14 protein-coding genes are annotated in these 16,594 nt (G+C 65.3%); 5 read left to right on the top strand and 9 right to left on the bottom strand.

All coding sequences use genetic code 11. The features are described 5' to 3' along the window. Positions 1-252 precede the first annotated feature (252 nt). Positions 253-1,533 (top strand): cation:proton antiporter, encoded by a 1,281-nt coding sequence (locus PKE71_RS16510; protein ID WP_271188109.1) that lies wholly within the window; start codon positions 253-255, stop codon positions 1,531-1,533. A 108-nt stretch (positions 1,534-1,641) separates the two neighbouring features. On the opposite strand, the gene mutL is transcribed toward PKE71_RS16510, so the two are convergent. The 6 genes from mutL to PKE71_RS16480 all read right to left on the bottom strand — a co-directional run bounded on the left by mutL (position 1,642) and on the right by PKE71_RS16480 (position 9,558). After that, on the bottom strand, positions 1,642-3,534 hold the full coding sequence (gene mutL / locus PKE71_RS16505) for a DNA mismatch repair endonuclease MutL (protein ID WP_271188108.1): 1,893 nt from the start codon (positions 3,532-3,534) through the stop codon (positions 1,642-1,644). Between the two features lie 259 nt (positions 3,535-3,793). Continuing rightward, positions 3,794-4,342, bottom strand: a complete 549-nt coding sequence (locus tag PKE71_RS16500; protein WP_271188107.1) for a DUF3035 domain-containing protein — start codon at positions 4,340-4,342, stop codon at positions 3,794-3,796. Positions 4,343-4,416: 74 nt separating this feature from the next. Further along, positions 4,417-5,016, bottom strand: coding sequence for a signal peptidase II (gene lspA, locus PKE71_RS16495; protein ID WP_271188106.1), 600 nt, complete (start codon positions 5,014-5,016; stop codon positions 4,417-4,419). Next, positions 5,009-7,981, bottom strand: a complete 2,973-nt coding sequence (gene ileS / locus PKE71_RS16490; protein WP_271188105.1) for an isoleucine--tRNA ligase — start codon at positions 7,979-7,981, stop codon at positions 5,009-5,011. Before ileS ends, lspA begins: the two co-directional genes overlap by 8 nt. A gap of 181 nt (positions 7,982-8,162) precedes the next feature. Then, positions 8,163-9,107 (bottom strand): bifunctional riboflavin kinase/FAD synthetase, encoded by a 945-nt coding sequence (locus tag PKE71_RS16485; RefSeq protein ID WP_271188111.1) that lies wholly within the window; start codon positions 9,105-9,107, stop codon positions 8,163-8,165. Positions 9,108-9,114: 7 nt separating this feature from the next. Then, complete coding sequence (locus tag PKE71_RS16480; protein ID WP_271188104.1) at positions 9,115-9,558, bottom strand: MaoC family dehydratase; 444 nt, start codon at positions 9,556-9,558, stop codon at positions 9,115-9,117. Positions 9,559-9,681: 123 nt separating this feature from the next. Here PKE71_RS16480 and PKE71_RS16475 point away from each other — a divergent pair, with 123 nt between their 5' ends. Together PKE71_RS16475 and PKE71_RS16470 are read left to right on the top strand one after the other, a co-directional pair. After that, positions 9,682-10,068 (top strand): response regulator, encoded by a 387-nt coding sequence (locus PKE71_RS16475; protein WP_271188103.1) that lies wholly within the window; start codon positions 9,682-9,684, stop codon positions 10,066-10,068. 51 nt (positions 10,069-10,119) lie between these two features. After that, positions 10,120-10,818, top strand: coding sequence for a protein phosphatase CheZ (locus tag PKE71_RS16470; RefSeq protein WP_271188102.1), 699 nt, complete (start codon positions 10,120-10,122; stop codon positions 10,816-10,818). A gap of 63 nt (positions 10,819-10,881) precedes the next feature. Here PKE71_RS16470 and PKE71_RS16465 read toward each other — a convergent pair whose 3' ends face one another. From PKE71_RS16465 to PKE71_RS16455, 3 genes are all read right to left on the bottom strand, one after another. Then, positions 10,882-11,730: a TIGR01459 family HAD-type hydrolase gene (locus tag PKE71_RS16465; RefSeq protein ID WP_271188101.1), complete on the bottom strand. Its 849-nt coding sequence runs from the start codon at positions 11,728-11,730 to the stop codon at positions 10,882-10,884. Positions 11,731-11,972: 242 nt separating this feature from the next. Next, positions 11,973-13,190 carry an EAL domain-containing protein gene (locus tag PKE71_RS16460; RefSeq protein WP_271188100.1) on the bottom strand — a complete coding sequence of 406 codons (1,218 nt, stop codon included), beginning with the start codon at positions 13,188-13,190 and terminating at the stop codon, positions 11,973-11,975. Positions 13,191-13,462: 272 nt separating this feature from the next. Then, a complete protein-coding gene (locus tag PKE71_RS16455; protein ID WP_271188099.1) occupies positions 13,463-14,134 on the bottom strand; it encodes an OmpA family protein in 672 nt (223 codons plus the stop codon). Positions 14,135-14,403: 269 nt separating this feature from the next. On the opposite strand from PKE71_RS16455, the gene groES reads away from it, so the two are divergent. Together groES and groL are read left to right on the top strand one after the other, a co-directional pair. Next, the gene (gene groES, locus PKE71_RS16450; protein ID WP_271188098.1) at positions 14,404-14,694 is read left to right on the top strand and encodes a co-chaperone GroES; all 291 of its coding nucleotides are present in this window, start codon (positions 14,404-14,406) and stop codon (positions 14,692-14,694) included. Between the two features lie 54 nt (positions 14,695-14,748). Then, positions 14,749-16,389 carry a chaperonin GroEL gene (gene groL / locus PKE71_RS16445; RefSeq protein ID WP_271188097.1) on the top strand — a complete coding sequence of 547 codons (1,641 nt, stop codon included), beginning with the start codon at positions 14,749-14,751 and terminating at the stop codon, positions 16,387-16,389. The last annotated feature ends 205 nt before the right edge of the window (positions 16,390-16,594 follow it).

Here is a 16,594-nt window from a genome sequence, read left to right as displayed (position 1 = left end):
GGGTGACGGTGTTTGGTGCGGCGCTCTCACTCTGTCTTCCACCCTCCAAATTTTTCCCGGACGAAGGCCCGCAGAAGCGGGCCGCAGATCCGGGACCGACCGGGCAACGTGAAGCGTGAGCCGCTTCCAGTCGGTCCCGGACAGCGCTGCGCGCTTCCGGGAAAAACGGGGTGTTGTTCAGGGGAAGAGCGCTCCTCATCGCCAAAAAGGGAGAAGGAAGACGCTGTTCATTCCGCGCGCTAACCTTGAGCTATGGAATCGCCTGCCCTGCTCCTGATCGCGCTGGCCATACTGGGTTACGGCCTGGTGGCGCGGCATCTGCGCCGGATCAGTCTGACGGCGCCGATCGTGTTTGCTGCACTGGGCGTGCTGATCGGCACGGCCGCGCTCGACCTGTTCGATGTCAATATCGCCTCGCACCAGATCGCGGTGCTGGCCGAGCTGACCCTTGTGCTGGTGCTGTTTGCGGACGCGGCCGGGATCGATCTGCGGCTCCTGCATGCCGATCAGGCCGTACCGGCGCGCATGCTGCTGATCGGCATCCCGCTGGCCGTGCTGATCGGGACGGGGGCGGCGCTTGTCTTGCTGCCGGATCTCGACCTGTGGCAGGCGGCCCTCCTGGCAACCATGCTGGCGCCGACCGATGCGGCGCTGGCGCGCTCGGTGCTGGTCGACGAGCGGCTGCCGGTGCGGATCAAACAGACAATCAATGCCGAGAGCGGGCTGAATGACGGGCTCGCCCTGCCGCTGGTCTTCATCTTCCTGGCGCTGGCGGGGGCGTCGGCCGAGACCCCGGACAGCCATCCGCTGGCGCACTGGTCCGGCTTCCTGCTGGCCCAGATCGGGCTGGGCGTTCTGGTCGGCCTTGCCGCCGGCGGGCTGGGCGGGCGCCTGGTCGAGCGCGCGGTGAAAGCCGGCGAGATGGACAAGGTGTTCGAGCGTCTCAGCGCCGTCGCCCTGGCGGTCGCGGCCTATGCCGGGGCCAGCCTGATCGGCGGCAATGGCTTCATCGCCGCCTTCACCGGCGGCATGGCCTTCGGACGGTTTGCCCGGCGCGCCCGCCAGCCCGTGATCTCCTTCGGCGAGACCGAGGGGCAATTGCTGGCCCTCATCACTTTCGTGATCTTCGGCGCCATCCTCCTGCCCGATGCGCTGGAAGCGCCGGACTGGCGCGCTGTGGCCTATGCCCTCGTCAGCCTTGTCCTGGTGCGCCCCCTGGCGATCTGGCTGAGCCTCACCGGAACGGGCCTTCTGACCAGTACCCGGCTTTTCTTCGGCTGGTTCGGCCCGCGCGGCCTCGCCTCGATCGTCTTCGCACTGATCGTGGAAGGCCGGCTGGGCAGCAGCGACGCAGCCCCGCTGGTCGCGGCGGTCTCGATCACGGTGGGGCTGAGCATCATCCTGCACGGGCTGAGCGCAGGGCCGCTGGCCGCCCTCTATGCCCGCCGGCTGGACGCCCGCGGCGACCGCGACGCCCTGGCCGAATTCGCGCAGGTGGAGCACGGTTCGGATCTGAAGCGCTCACGGTTCTAGTGCGCGCTTTTCTAGTGCGCGCTTCGCGCTCCGCGGCGCTTATGCGCCGCCCCCCTCAGTCCGCTTCGCGGACAGCTCCCCCGCAAGCGGGGCGAGCCCTGATTTTGCCTACCGCCGCCCGAACAGGCGTTCGATGTCGGCGAGTTTCAGTTCGACATAGGTGGGGCGGCCGTGATTGCACTGGCCGGAATGGGGGGTGGCCTCCATTTCGCGCAGGAGAGCGTTCATTTCCTCCCCGGTGAGGCGGCGGCCGGAGCGGACGGAGCCGTGGCAGGCCATGGTGCCGACGACGTCTTCCAGCTTTTCCTTCAGCGACAGGGCCTGGTCGGTTTCCGCCAGATCGTCGGCGAGGTCGCGGATCAGGCCCTGCACGTCGAGGCGTTTGAGAAGGGCCGGCGTTTCGCGCACCGCGACAGCGCCCGGACCGAAGGACTCGACCACGAGGCCCAGCTCTTCCAGCTCTTCGGCGCGTTCGAGAATGCGGCGGACCTCGGCCTCGTCGAGATCGACGATCTCGGGCACCAGCAATTGCTGACGCTGTACCCCGGTTTCCGCGATCATCTTTTTCATGCGCTCATAGACAAGGCGTTCATGGGCGGCGTGCTGGTCGACGATAACAATGCCGTCGCGCGTCTGGGCGACGACATAGGTCTCGTGCAATTGCGCGCGGGCGATGCCGAGCGGCCAGTCCGGCGACGGCGCGGCGGCCTGGGCCTGGTGCTCGGCGACCTCGAGACCCGGCTCCGGTGCAGATGGTGAGGACCAGGGCGCATCGGGTTCGACACGGGCCGACATGCCCGGATCGAAAACCTGGCCCTGGACGGGCTCGGCGGGCGCCGGCGGGCGGCCCCAGGCAGCGACATGATGCGCGGCGGACTGGTAGGGCTGGCCCGGCGGCGGCGCCCCTTCCGGACGCACCCGCCCCAGCGCGAAGCCGGCGACAGTGGTCGAGGCCCGGTGGCCGGCGGCAGCCAGCGCATGGCGGAGAGAGCCGACGATCAGGCCGCGCACCAGTCCGGCATCGCGGAAGCGCACCTCGGCCTTGGCCGGATGGACATTGACGTCGACCAGATGCGTCGGCAGGTCGACATTCAGCGCCACGACGGGATGCCGGTCGCGGGCGAGGAAGTCCTGGTAGGCGCCGCGGATGGCACCGTGCAGCAGCTTGTCGCGTACCGGCCGGCCATTGACGAAGAGATACTGGTGCTGGGCGGAGCCGCGCGAGAAGGTGGGCAGGCTGGCAAAACCGTGCACGCGCACGCCCTCGCGCTCCTGGTCGACCGCCAGCGCATTATCGCCGAAATCGGCGCCGAGCATGGCCGACATGCGCGCCTTGCCCGCCTCGGCCTCATCGCCGCGCTCGGCGGCGACACCGAAACGCTTGCGCCCGTCGAGGGTGAGGTGGAAGCCGACATCCGGCCGCGACATGGCCAGGCGTTTGACCACATCGGTGATGGCCTGGTTTTCCGAGCGCTCGCTCTTGAGGAATTTCAGCCGCGCCGGCGTGGCGTAGAAAAGATCGCGCACCTCGATCCGCGTGCCGCCACGGCCCAGCGGTGCCGCCGGGGCGGTGCCATGGGTCTGGCCGCCCTCGACACCGATGGTGAAGGCATCGCCCTCGCCCTTCGCCTGGCTGGTGATGGACAGGCGCGCAATGGAGCCGATCGAGGGCAGCGCCTCGCCGCGAAAGCCCATGGTGCCGATATTGAGAAGATCGTCGCGCCCGTCCTCGCCGACGGGCAGTTTCGAGGTGGCGTGGCGTTCGATGCACAGGGCGAGCTCGGCCTCGCTCATCCCCTTGCCGTCATCCTCGATCACGAGACGCACCAGACCGCCACCCTCGGCGGCGATGTCGATCCGCGTCGCCCCGGCGTCCAGCGCATTCTCGGCGAGTTCCTTGACCACGGAGGCCGGCCGCTCGACCACCTCGCCGGCGGCGATGCGGTTGACGGTTTCCGGCGGCAGGCGGCGGATGATCGGCTTGGAAGCGGTCAGGGACATGGCACCAAGGTCGGCACGCCGCCCGAGTCGGTCAAGGGCGGGGCATGGGCAATTTCGCGCTCCACCCGTAGTATTTTCCCCGGGCTGAACAAGGTGTCAGCCATGTCCCCGGGCTGAACACCTGTTCCGGGGTGTGGTAGCGCGGGCGCGTTTTCACGAAGGTGAACAAGAAACACCGGCGCCGGGACCGGCACCGGTGTCTCTCGTCAACTCGGGCAGGCCCCGGAACAGGTCCGGGGAAACTGCGAGATGTGTCGTCCTAAAGCCCCGGCAGCTTCGGCAGGAGGCGGCGGTCGCGTTCGATTTCGACATTGCCGCCGCCGGTGACGTTCTGGATCCGCTCCTGGCGTTCGGCCTCGTGCTCGGGGTCGAGCGGCGTGGCGTCGACATCCGGCGGCGGGGCGTATTCGCCATCACGCCAGAACAGGATGCGGTCGGCAAAGCTGCGCGACTTGCGCACGATGCTGGCCTCTTCACCGTCGATGATCGAGCGGATGAAGGGATCGGCTGCGCCACCGCCGGCGCGGGCGACAAGGAGGGCTTCGGCGTCGGAACCTTCAAATGCACCGGCAGAGCCGAGCAGCGCGGCGCGCGCCTGCTGGTCCGGATAGATCTCGTCCGGGCGCGGCTGGCCGGGGGCCGGCGGGCGCAGATTGTATTCCGGCGGCACCGTCAGCGGTGCGATCGTGACCGTGCGGAATTCGTCCGGCGTGACCTTGTTGGCACCCAGCGCCGAACGGACGCCGGAACAGCCGGTAAGGGCGAAAGCGGCGGTCGAGGCCACCAGAAGAGCAGTACGCAAACGCATCTCGACGAAGCTCCGTAAAATCGTGAACCCTGTTTTAGCGAAGAGCGGCGTTCATCTCCACCCCGCTTGCCACCCTATCTTACCGCGCGGTCTTTCCGGTCGTTGAGAAGAACGTCGAGAATGACGGCGGCGACGCCCAGATTGATGCCGACATCGGCAATATTGAAGACATAGGGGAAGTAGACGTCGGAAAAATTGAGGAAGTCGACGACGGCGCCATAGAGCGTCCGGTCGACAGCATTGCCGATCGCGCCGCCGATGATGAAGCCGAAGGCGACCGCCTGCAGCCGGCGCGCCGCCTTGACCGGGCCATAGCCCAGAAGTCCGGCGATCAGGAGACAGGCAACCGCAATCGAAAACGCCACCAGGATGAAGCGGCCGAGCGGGCCGTCGGCGCCGAACAGGCCGAAACTCACCCCCTTGTTCCACACCATGGTGAGGTCGAAGACGGGCGAGAGTTCGATATGACCGCAGGTATTGGGCAGAGCGATGCGTTCGACACCGCTGGCCCGCTGGAATTCCAGACAGCCCGGCGGCGAGAAGTGCAGCACGTTGAGGACCAGCCATTTGCTGATCTGGTCCAGAACGATGATGAGAACGGCCAGGCCCAGCCCGATCCGGGGCGCCGGCGACGCCGTCGCGCGACGCCGGATTTCACCCCAAAGATCAGCCATGCGTCGCGTCCCAGTAGGCCACCGCATCGGCATCGCGCGGCGAGAGTTCCGGATAGCGCTTGTCCGCACCGATCTGCGTGGAATATTTCCACGAGCGGGCACACTTGCCGCCTTCGGCGCGGCCCGGCACGACGGCGATGTCCGCGATATCGTCGATGCGGAAGGCTCCCTCCGGCGCAGCCCCGTCGATCAGGACAGCCTGGCTGGTAATGGCGATCTCGGCGAGGAAATCGTCGATATCGCCCGGCGCCTCGGCCTTCATCGCCGCGCGATAGGCCGGATCGGCGACATAGACCCGCGGTGCGGCCTCGAGGCTGGAGCCGATGCGCTTTTCGCGGCGTTCGACTTCCAGCGCGCCCGTCACCACACGGCGCAGGCGGCGCAGGGTGCGCCAGTTCTCGGCCAGCGCGCCATTGTGCCAGTCCTGCGGCGTTTTCGGGAAGGTGCGCAGGTGCACGCTGTCATCCTCGGACGGGAAGCGTGACAGCCAGACCTCTTCCATGGTGAAGGGCATGATCGGCGCCAGCCAGGCGGTCAGGCGCATGAAGACCTCGTGCATCACCGTGCGGCAGGCGCGGCGGCGGTCGGCGTCCGGACGGTCGCAATACAGGCTGTCCTTGCGCACATCGAGATAGAAGGCCGACAGGTCGACGACACAGAAATTGAACAGCGCCGAATAGACTTTCTTGAAGTCGTAGGCGGCGTAGCCTGCCTTCACCACACCATCGAGTTCCTGCAGCCGGTGCAGCACCCAGCGTTCCAGCGAGGGCATGCGCTCGAGCGGCAGGTGCTCCACCGTCTCGTCATAGCCGTGCAGCGCGCCGAGCAGGTAGCGCAGCGTGTTGCGCATCTTGCGATAGGCATCGACCGAGGTCTGCAGGATCTCCTCGGAGATGCGCAGATCGTCGGTGAAGTCCTGGGCCGCGACCCACAGGCGCATGATCTCGATGCCGTACTTCCTCGCGATCTCGTTCGGCGCGAGCGTATTGCCGAGCGATTTGGACATCTTGCGTCCGTCGCCGGCCATCACGAAACCATGGGTGAGCACATTGTCGTAGGGCGCCCGGCCGCGCGTGCCGCAGCTTTGCAGCAGCGAGGACTGGAACCAGCCGCGGTGCTGGTCGGAACCTTCCAGATAGAGATCGGCCGGCCATTTCTGGTCCGCCCGCGGCTCCAGCGCGAAGGCGTGGGTGCAGCCACTGTCGAACCAGACATCGAGGATGTCGGTGACCTTCTCGTAGTCATCGGCCGCGTATTCGTCGCCGAGGAATTCGGAAGCCGGCCGTTCGAACCAGGCATCGGCGCCGTCTTCCGCAACCGCCTTGACGATGCGCGCATTGACCTTGTGATCATTGAGCACGCGCGTGGTGCCCTTCTCCACGAACAGGGTCAGCGGCACGCCCCAGGCGCGCTGGCGCGAGACGAGCCAGTCCGGCCGCTGTTCGACCATGGAGCGGATACGGTTCTCCGCCGCCTTCGGCGTCCAGCCAGTCTCGGCAATGGCCCCCAGCGCCTTTTCGCGCAGCGTGCCGCCGGACTTCATCGGCCGGTCGATGGCGACGAACCATTGCGGCGTGTTGCGGAAGATGACCGGTGCCTTGGAGCGCCAGGAATGCGGATAGGAGTGCTCCAGCCGCCCGCGCGCCAGCAGCATGTTCAGCTCGATGAGCTTGTCCATCACGGCCTTGTTGGCCGGACCGTCCTGGCCCTGCTTCTTGCCGTCCAGGCGAATGATGTGCAGGCCGGCGAACAGCGGGATGTGGTCGTAATAGGCGCCGTCCGGACCGACGATGTGCGGCACGGCCTCGTGCTTGTCATGCCATTCCGGGAAGTCCATCCAGGCGGCATAGTCTTCCGCACCATGGCTGGGCGCGGTGTGCACGAAGCCGGTACCGGCCTCGTCGGTGACATGTTCGCCCGGCAGCAGCGGCACCGGATAATTCCAGTAGCGGTCGGCCTCGGCCAGCGGGTGCGAGCAGACGAAACCGGCCGGGTCGACGGTTTCCAGCCGGTCCCAGCCGACGATATTGGCGGCCTTCGCCGTTTCGTCCCACAGCGCATCGGCGACGATCAGCGTATCGCCGGGCATGGCCCAGGGGGTGAAACCCTCGGCCTCGACGCCGGTCACCTTGTAGAGGCCGTAGCGGATCTCGGGCGAGAAGCAGATGGCGCGGTTGCCCGGGATCGTCCAGGGCGTGGTGGTCCAGATCACCACATGTGCGCCGATGCAGTCCCTCGGGATGGCGGTGCCGTCCTTGCGCACGCCGCGCAGCGGGAATTTGACGTGGATCGTGGTGGAGATCTTGTCGTGATACTCGACCTCGGCCTCGGCCAGCGCGGTCTGTTCGACCGGCGACCACATCACCGGCGCCGAGCCGCAATACACCAGCCCCTGCTCGGCGAATTTCAGGAATTCGGCGACGATTGCCGCTTCGGCGTCAAAAGACATGGTCAGATAGGGATCGTCCCACTCGCCCGACACGCCCAGACGCTGGAACTCGCCGGACTGCACGCCCACCCATTCCTCGGCATAGGCGCGGCATTCGGCGCGGAATTCCTTGACCGGGATATCGTCCTTGTTGCGGCCCTTGGCGCGGAAATTCTGCTCGACCTTCCATTCGATCGGCAGGCCGTGACAGTCCCAGCCCGGACGATACGGCGCGTCGAAGCCCATCATCTGGTGCGAACGGACAACGATATCCTTGAGGATCTTGTTCTGGCCGGTGCCGATATGGATGTGGCCGTTCGCATAGGGCGGGCCGTCATGCAGCACGAAGCGTTCGCGGCCTTCGGCGCGTTGACGCATCTTGCGGTACAGGTCGAGCTTGCCCCAGCGTTCCAGCCATTCCGGTTCGCGCTGCGGCAGGCCGGCGCGCATGGGAAAGTCGGTGGTCGGGAGGAAAAGCGTTTCGCGATAGTCGCGGGAAGCGGTCTCATTGCCGGTTTCGGCGGGGGTATCCGTCATCGGATCGGTCCTTGCGGTCTGGATCGTCTAGGGGTCAAGGCAGGACATATCCCGGCACCGCTCGGATCTATTCCTCGCGGCCCGGGCCGGTAATTCGCCCCGTCGTCGGCGACGGCATCAGCGCCGCGCGGCGTATGAACACATGTGTGCAGACCATGGTCATGGCGTGTAACAGAGCCTGTCAGGCCGGTCCAGACGCGTCGGTCAGCGCCGCCCGCGCGGCCTGGGCATCTTTCGCGATCTGGTCCTTGAGCGCCTCGATCCCGTCGAAGCGGCGTTCCGGTCGCAGGAATTCGTGGAACTCGACCTCCAGCGTCTTGTCGTAGAGATCGCCGGCAAAATCGAAGAGGTGGATTTCCAGCAATTCAGTGGCGCCATCGACCGTCGGCCGCTTGCCGAAATTGGCGACACCCGGCCGCGCCGGCGTCTCGCCATCGATCCCGGCCCGCACGGCGTAGACGCCATAGGCCGGGCGCGCATAATCGCCCAGGGTCAGATTGGCGGTCGGAAAACCGATGGTGCGGCCGCGTGCATCGCCATGCTTCACGACGCCCTCGACAGCCCAGGGGGCGCCCAGCAGCGTCTCGGCGGCTTTCATGTCGCCATCGAGAATGGCCTTGCGGATCCGGGTCGAGGAGACCTTGTCGGCACCATTGCCGTGCAGTTCGGCAAAGGACGTGCGGATGCCGTGTTCCGCACACAGGCGCTCCAGGTCGCCGGTCGAGCCGGCGCGTCCCGCACCGAAGCGGAAATCGGCGCCGGTGACGACACCCTTCACGCCGAGGCCCTCGACCAGCACCGTCTCGACGAATTGCCGCGGCGTCATCTTCGCCATGGCCGCATCGAAGGGCAGGATATGCAGACGCTTCACGCCCAGCGCTTCCAGCGTGAGATTGCGGCGGTGCGCACTCATCAGGCGAAAGGCCGGCGCTTCGGGCGCGAAGAAGCGGCGCGGATGCGGATCGAACAGGGCGACGCCGAGTTCGCCGCCTGTCCCGTCCGCCAGATCGCGCGCCAGCGCGATGACATGCCGGTGCCCCTGATGCACGCCATCGAAATTGCCCAGCGCGATCACCGAACCGCGGGCGTCTTCGGGAATGGATGTGAAACCGTGGACGACCTGCATCAATCGATCAGTCCGCTGTCTTGCGCCGGCGCTTGCGGACCATGACCTCGGCCTCGGCCTGCATGGTCACATTGCCTTTGACCTGGCACACGCACTCCATGACGGCCTTGCGGGCCTTCAGGTCGACGGATTTCACCGAAACCCGGGTGGTCACCTCGTCGCCGATCCGCACGGGATGGAAGAAGCGCATATTGAGACCGAGGAAGATCGCGCCCGGTCCGGGCAGCTCGTTTCCGAGCACGCCGGAAATATAGGATGCGACCAGTGCACCGTGCGCGATCCGGCCGCGGAACGGCGTCGCGCGGGCGAATTCTTCATCCATATGCACGGGATTATAGTCGCCGGAGACCTTGGCAAACATGTCCAGATCGGCCTCTGTGACGGTTCTAACCGCCTCTGCCGATTGGCCAATTTCCATTTCTTCCAGAGCGATACCGAGCACTTCCGCCATGAGCGACTCCCTCTTTGCAACCGCTTTAACCGATTTTTATCGGCGATTGTCTAGGGTCCTCGCTGAAGACGGCAGAACAAGCTGTCACCCTAGTGTAACGCACCGAGTGGATGGAGACTACGCATGGCTGTCGAGATGACGATGCCGATCCTGGTTGTGGACGACTACAAGACCATGATCCGTATCATTCGCAACCTGCTCAAGCAGATTGGCTTCGAAAACGTGGACGAGGCCTCTGACGGCCAGGAAGCGTATGAGAAGATGCAGAAGAACAAGTACGGTCTGGTTATTTCCGACTGGAATATGGAACCGATGACCGGCTACGAGCTGCTTCAGAAGGTCCGGGCCGACGAGTCCATGAAGGCGACCCCCTTCATCATGGTGACCGCAGAGTCCAAGACCGAGAACGTGGTCGCGGCCAAGCGCGCCGGTGTGAACAACTACATCGTGAAACCCTTCAACGCCGGTACGCTGAAGGCGAAGATGTCCGCGGTGCTCGGCGACTTCTAGGAGTCCATGACCGCCCCTTCGCCGATCGAGACCCCAAGGAAGGAGGGCCCCATGCCCGCCGCCAATGTTGCTGCGCAAGTCCGCACGTCCCTGGCTTCCCTGAAAGCCAGCGACCTGAAGGACGCACAGATCATGGAAGTCCTGAAGCTGGCTCACCAGCTGACGGACACGATGAAGCTGTTCTTCAGCTCTCTCGACCAGTCGATCTGTCAGGAATTCAATTATATCGCCGACTATATCTCGCGCACCCGCGACGAGATCGCCGCCCTGCGCCCCAATGACATCAAGACCGAGCGCATCCCCTCGGCCGGTGTCGAGCTGGAAGCCGTCGTGGGCGACACGGAAAAGGCGACCGAGACGATCATGAGTGCGGCCGAAGCCGTGCTGTGCGAGGACGCCACGGATTACGACGAGTACCGGGCCAATGTGGAAGCGCGCATGATGACGATCATCGAAGCGTGTTCCTTCCAGGACCTGGCCGGCCAGCGCGTCTCCAAGGTCGTCAACTCGCTGCGTCACGTGGAAAGCCGCGTCTCGCGCTTTGCCGAAGTGATGGGCGTGCGCGACGCCGACGGATACGAATCCGAAGCCGAGAAGGCCGAAAAGGCCCGGGCCGAGAAGAACCTGCTCAACGGTCCCGCCATCGGCGGTCCGGAAACGAGCCAGGACGATATCGACGCCATGTTCGCCGATGCCGGCGGCGCGGCGCCGGATCTCGACCAGTCCTCGATCGACTCGCTGTTCGACTAGGTTTGCCGGTCGCGTTTTCGAACCGCGAAACCGGTACCCGCTTTCGCTGAAAACGCTCCGGATCTACCAGACAAGTCTCGGCGCCTGCCATCGCGCCGAGACGCCATACTCATCGAGTGCGCGGGCGACGGCTTCTTCATCGAAGCCGTCGCTTTTCATGTCGGCGCCCAGAATGCCGTCGGCAATGAACAGCGCATCGACGCCGATACGGATGGCCCCGGCCACATCGGTTTCCGGCCCATCGCCGATGGCGAGAACCCGGTCCGGCTCGACCGTGAAGCCCCGCTCCTGCAGCGCTGCCCGGGCCAGATCATAGATCGGCTTGTGCGGCTTGCCGGCCACCACGCTCGTCCCGCCCATTTCGCGATACCGCCGTGCAATCGCCCCGGCGCAGAAAATCAGGCGGTCACCCGCCTGCACCACGATGTCCGGATTGGCGCATACCAGGTCGAGGCCGCGCTCGCGCGCGACGGCCAGCCGTTCGGCATATTCGTCCGGCGTGCCGTTCCAGTAGTCGTCCGGCCCTGTGCAGGTGATGAAGTCGGCCTCGCCGACATCGGTGAAGATGATGTCCAGCCCGTCATAAAGGCCCAGATCATGGTCCGGGCCGATCCGCCAGGCGCGGCCCGGCGTGCGCGCGACGAGTTCGGCACGGATCGCATCGCCGGAGGTCACCATCGCGTCGGTCGCATCGTCCGGCAGGCCCATCTGCGCGAGCATGGTCGCCAGGCTGGGGCTGCGGCGCGGCGAATTGGAGACGAGGCAGACCGCACCGCCCGAGCGCCGGAAGGCCTGCAGCGCCTCGACGGCTTCGGGCAAAAGCGCCTTGCCGTCCCGGATCACGCCCCAGACGTCGCAATAGAGAATATCGTAGTGATCGCGCAGCGCACCAAGGCGGGGAAAACCGGTCATGGCGCGCTTGAAGCAGGGGGGAGTTCCGGCGTCAATCGGGCATTGGCGCTGCCGGGACTCCATCCGCCTCCCTACGGTCGTCATCCCCCGGCTTGTCCGGGGGACCTCTGCTAGCCAGTGGGAAAACAGATAAGTCGCGCCGCGGCAGCAATATCGCCCTGCGGTTGGTCGGGGTCCCCCGGACAAGCCGGGGGATGACGATGGGAAAGGGCTGAAGCTAGCAAAGGAGCGGCCCGAAGGCCTCAGCCAGCCAGGCGAACCGCCGGCTGCTGGCCGGTCTCTTCCAGCACGTCGTCACGAACCGGACGCGGCTCGCCGAAGAGGTGGCCCTGACCGTAGGCGACATCGAGTTCGAGGACTTCGACGACCGTGTTTTCGGTCTCGATCTTGTCGACGATCAGCTCGATACCATGGCGCGCAAACAGGCCGGCCAGGTCCTCGTGAGCGATCGAGCCCGCCTCATAGCCGGCGATCGACTCGTAATTATTGATGGCGTCGAGCAGGCGCTTGCCGCCGATCTTCACGAAGCGCACGCCGGCGCGTTCCATCTCGCTCAGGTCGAGATCGACATGATTGATCTGGTCGACGGAGAAGCGGAAACCGAAATCGGCCATGCGGGCCATGTTGCGGGCCGCGATCGCATCGCGCTCCTCGAAGGCACGCTGGGAGATCTCGAAGATCAGAGAGCCGGAGAGATCCTTGTTCTGGCGGACAAAGTCGAGGAATTCGGGGAAGAAGTCCTCGTCCGACAGCGAGTTCAGCGAGACATTGCAGAAGATGCCGACCTTGCGGTCCTGGCCGGTCAGACGGCGCACGATCTGCACGCATCGGAACAGGAGGAGATTGTCGACCTCGGTCATCACGCCGGCCTCCTCGGCGGCGGCGATGAAGGAGGCGGGTGTCAGCACGCGGCCGGTCGCATCGCGCAGCCGGGTATAGCCCTCATAAAAGGCGACGCGGCGCTGCGGCAGGGTGACGACGGGCTGGAGATAGAGATCGACCCGGTTGGCGCTGAGCGCATCGCGCACGGTGTCGATATCGGTCGAGCCGCCGCTTGCGGCCTGTCCGGTACCGGTACGGGCGCCAACCTCGCGGGGACCGCCGACACGGCGGACGAGGTCTTCGAGCACTTTCACCTCGTGCACCAGCGCATTGTCGCGCTCGACCGCTTCGGCGCGCAGCTCGTCGGTGATCGCGTCGATCCGCTTCTGGGCTGCCTCGAACTCCTCGGCGAGCGCCAGGTTGGAGGCCTTGAGATTGTGGATTTCCTTTTCCAGCGTGCGACGCTCCTGCGAGCGCGACGCTGCGGAATGGGCCATGCCGGCGACGATGAACACGATCGCGCCCATCATCCAGGCGGTCATGCCGGACATCAGGCCGAGCCACTCGAAACCGATCGCGGCCACGGTCGCGATGGCGACGTAGGTCATGAGGATAAGAATATCGAGCGCGCGGGGCATGCTGGCCTTCCGATGCAGCGAATCGTCACGAATGCTTGAAGGTTAATCTGCGTCGCTGCCGGTTGTCGTTTGGTTAACGAAGGTAAACCCTGACCCGGCACATCTATCCAACATATTGATCTTTATTGGAATGCATAAACTAAAACGGCCCGCCGAAGCGGGCCGTGTTGTTTCTTCCCCACCACGTGGGGAAGTGGGCCGGTGCGCGGCGCCCCTCCACCGCTGCGCGGTCCCCCTCCCCGCTGACCGCGGGGAGGAGAGACGGCAACGCCCTACGACGTCGTGTGCGGCCGGATTAGGATTTCCACGCGGCGGTTCTGCTGGCGGCCCGACGGCGTGTCGTTCGACGCGATCGGCGAGCGCTCGCCCATGCCGGCGACGTAGAAGCGGTCGCGCATCACGCCCTGGGCGATCAGATAGTTGGCGACGGACAGCGCCCGGTTTTCCGAAAGCGTCTGGTTGTAGTCCGCCGGACCGGTCGAGTCGGCATGGCCGACCACGTCGACATAGGTCGCCGGATAACGGTTCAGCACCGTCGAGACATCGCTGAGAATGCCATAGAACTGGCCCTGGATGTCGGCCGAGTTGGTGGCGAAGGTGACATCGCCCGGCATGATCAGGCGAAGATCATTGCCTTCACGGCGCACGCCGACGCCGGTATCGCTCAGCGCCTCGCGCATGGCCGCCTCCTGACGGTCCATGTAATTGCCGATGGCACCACCGGCCAGCGCGCCGATACCGGCGCCGATCAGGGCGTTGGTGCGGCCTTCCTCGCTGTCATTGGTATTGGTGAGATAGCCCAGGGCCGCGCCTGCGGCCGCACCCAGGAGCACGCCGCGCCCGGTGTAGTTGGGGCGGGTCTCGCCGGTATAGGGGTCGGTGGTGGTGCAGGCGGTTACCGCCAGCGCCGCCAGGGACGTGACGACTGCAGTGCGAAGTTTCATCGGGTTTCCCTCTCAGCTACGCAACCGGTTGCGATCATAACCTGAAATGTGACAGGCGTTGCAACGTCGGATGTATGGTCCATCACATGAACGCGCGATGACCGCAATTCGTTCGCGCCGCACTGCGCGCAGTCGCATTTTTTGCAATCGGCGCCTCTTGACGCTTCGCACCCCGCGCCTTATCTGCCCGCTGTTAGCAGTCGGCCGGGGTGAGTGCTAAGTCCCGGCCCTGCCAGGAACCACAGTCCTCTTTTTGGAGATAGACCAAGATGACCTTTCGTCCTCTGCACGACCGCGTGCTGGTGAAGCGCGTCGAAGAAGAGTCCACGACCAAGGGCGGGATCATCATCCCGGATACGGCCAAGGAAAAGCCCCAGGAAGGCGAGATCGTGGCCGTCGGCGGTGGCGCGATCAAGGAAGACGGCACGGTCCGCCCGCTCGACGTGAAGGCCGGTGACCGCGTCCTGTTCGGCAAGTGGTCGGGCACCGAAGTCACGCTGAACGGCGAAGAACTCCTGATCATGAAAGAATCCGACATCCTCGGCATCATGGGCGCCTAAGGCGGCCGCCCTTCCGAAGATCCCTCGAGACACCCAACACACAGGAATAAAGCAATGGCTGCTAAAGACGTACATTTCGGTACCGATGCCCGCGAGCGCATGCTGCGCGGCGTCGATATCCTCGCCAACGCCGTGAAGGTCACGCTCGGTCCGAAGGGCCGCAATGTCGTGATCGAGAAATCCTTCGGCGCTCCGCGCACCACGAAGGACGGCGTCTCCGTCGCCAAGGAAATCGAACTGGCCGACAGGTTCGAGAACATGGGCGCGCAAATGCTGCGCGAAGTGGCGTCCAAGACCAATGACGTCGCCGGCGACGGCACCACGACCGCCACGGTCCTGGCCCAGTCCATCGTCCGCGAAGGCATGAAGTCGGTTGCCGCCGGCATGAACCCGATGGACCTGAAGCGCGGCATCGACAAGGCCGTCGCCCTGGTCATCGAGGAAATCAAGGCCGTCTCCACCCCGATCAAGGGCTCTGACGAAGTCGCCCAGGTCGGCACCATCTCCGCCAACGGCGCCACGGAAATCGGCGAGATGATCGCCAAGGCCATGGCCAAGGTCGGCAATGAAGGCGTGATCACGGTCGAAGAAGCCAAGTCGCTGGAAACCGAGCTGGATGTCGTGGAAGGCATGCAGTTCGACCGCGGCTACCTGTCGCCCTACTTCATCACCGATGCCGACAAGATGCAGGCCGAGCTGGAAGAGCCCTATATCCTGCTCTTCGAAAAGAAGCTGACCTCGCTGCAGCCGATGCTGCCGATCCTCGAGTCGGTCGTGCAGTCCGGCCGTCCGCTGCTGATCATCGCGGAAGACGTCGAAGGCGAAGCGCTGGCCACCCTCGTGGTCAACAAGCTGCGTGGCGGCCTGAAGATCGCAGCCGTGAAGGCTCCGGGCTTCGGCGATCGCCGCAAGGCCATGCTGGAAGACATCGCTATCCTGACCGGCGGCCAGGTCATCTCCGAAGACCTCGGCATCAAGCTGGAAACGGTGACGCTCGACATGCTGGGCTCGGCCAAGCGCGTCAACATCACCAAGGATGACACGACGATCGTCGACGGCACCGGCGCGAAGGCCGACATCGAGGCGCGCGTCAGCCAGATCCGCCGCCAGGTCGAGGAAACCACCTCCGATTATGACCGCGAGAAGCTGCAGGAACGCCTGGCGAAGCTCGCCGGCGGCGTGGCCGTGATCAAGGTCGGCGGTGCCACCGAGATCGAAGTGAAAGAGAAGAAGGACCGTGTTGACGACGCCCTGAACGCCACCCGCGCTGCGGTGGAAGAAGGCATCGTGCCGGGCGGCGGCGTCGCCCTGCTGAAAGCCTCGGCCAAGCTGGCCGGCCTGGAAGGCGACAATGCCGACCAGACCCAGGGCATCGCGATCATCGCCCGTGCCCTGCAGGCTCCGATCCGCCAGATCTCGGAAAACTCCGGTGTCGAAGGCTCGATCGTGGTCGGCAAGGTCATGGAAAACCCCAGCGCGACCTTCGGCTTCAACGCCCAGACCGAAGAATACGGCGACATGCTGGCCTTCGGCGTGATCGACCCGGCCAAGGTCGTCCGCACGGCCCTGCAGGACGCTGCCTCGGTCGCTTCGCTGCTGATCACGACGGAAGCTGCCGTCGCGGAAGCGCCGAAGGAAGAAGGCGCCGGCATGCCGGACATGGGTGGCATGGGCGGTATGGGCGGCATGATGTAGTCTTGCCGTTCAGCTGAACGCTTAAAGGAAGGCCCGCTCGGATGAGCGGGCCTTTTCTTTTGCTGAATCGAGGGACACGTACCAGAGGTACATGTCCCTCAAAGAGGAAAGGATCAGCAGAGCCGGTTGCCCGGCACTCCGAGCCGCCCCAACGGCCCACTTCCCCATGGGATTGGGAGGAAAGTCGCGCTAAACTCCGCGCAGC

The sequence above is a fragment of the Maricaulis virginensis genome (genome assembly GCF_027922185.1).
GTDB lineage: Bacteria > Pseudomonadota > Alphaproteobacteria > Caulobacterales > Maricaulaceae > Maricaulis > Maricaulis virginensis.
The sequence above is the reverse complement of the archived record's forward strand: the minus strand, read 5'-3'. Positions and strand labels throughout refer to the sequence as shown.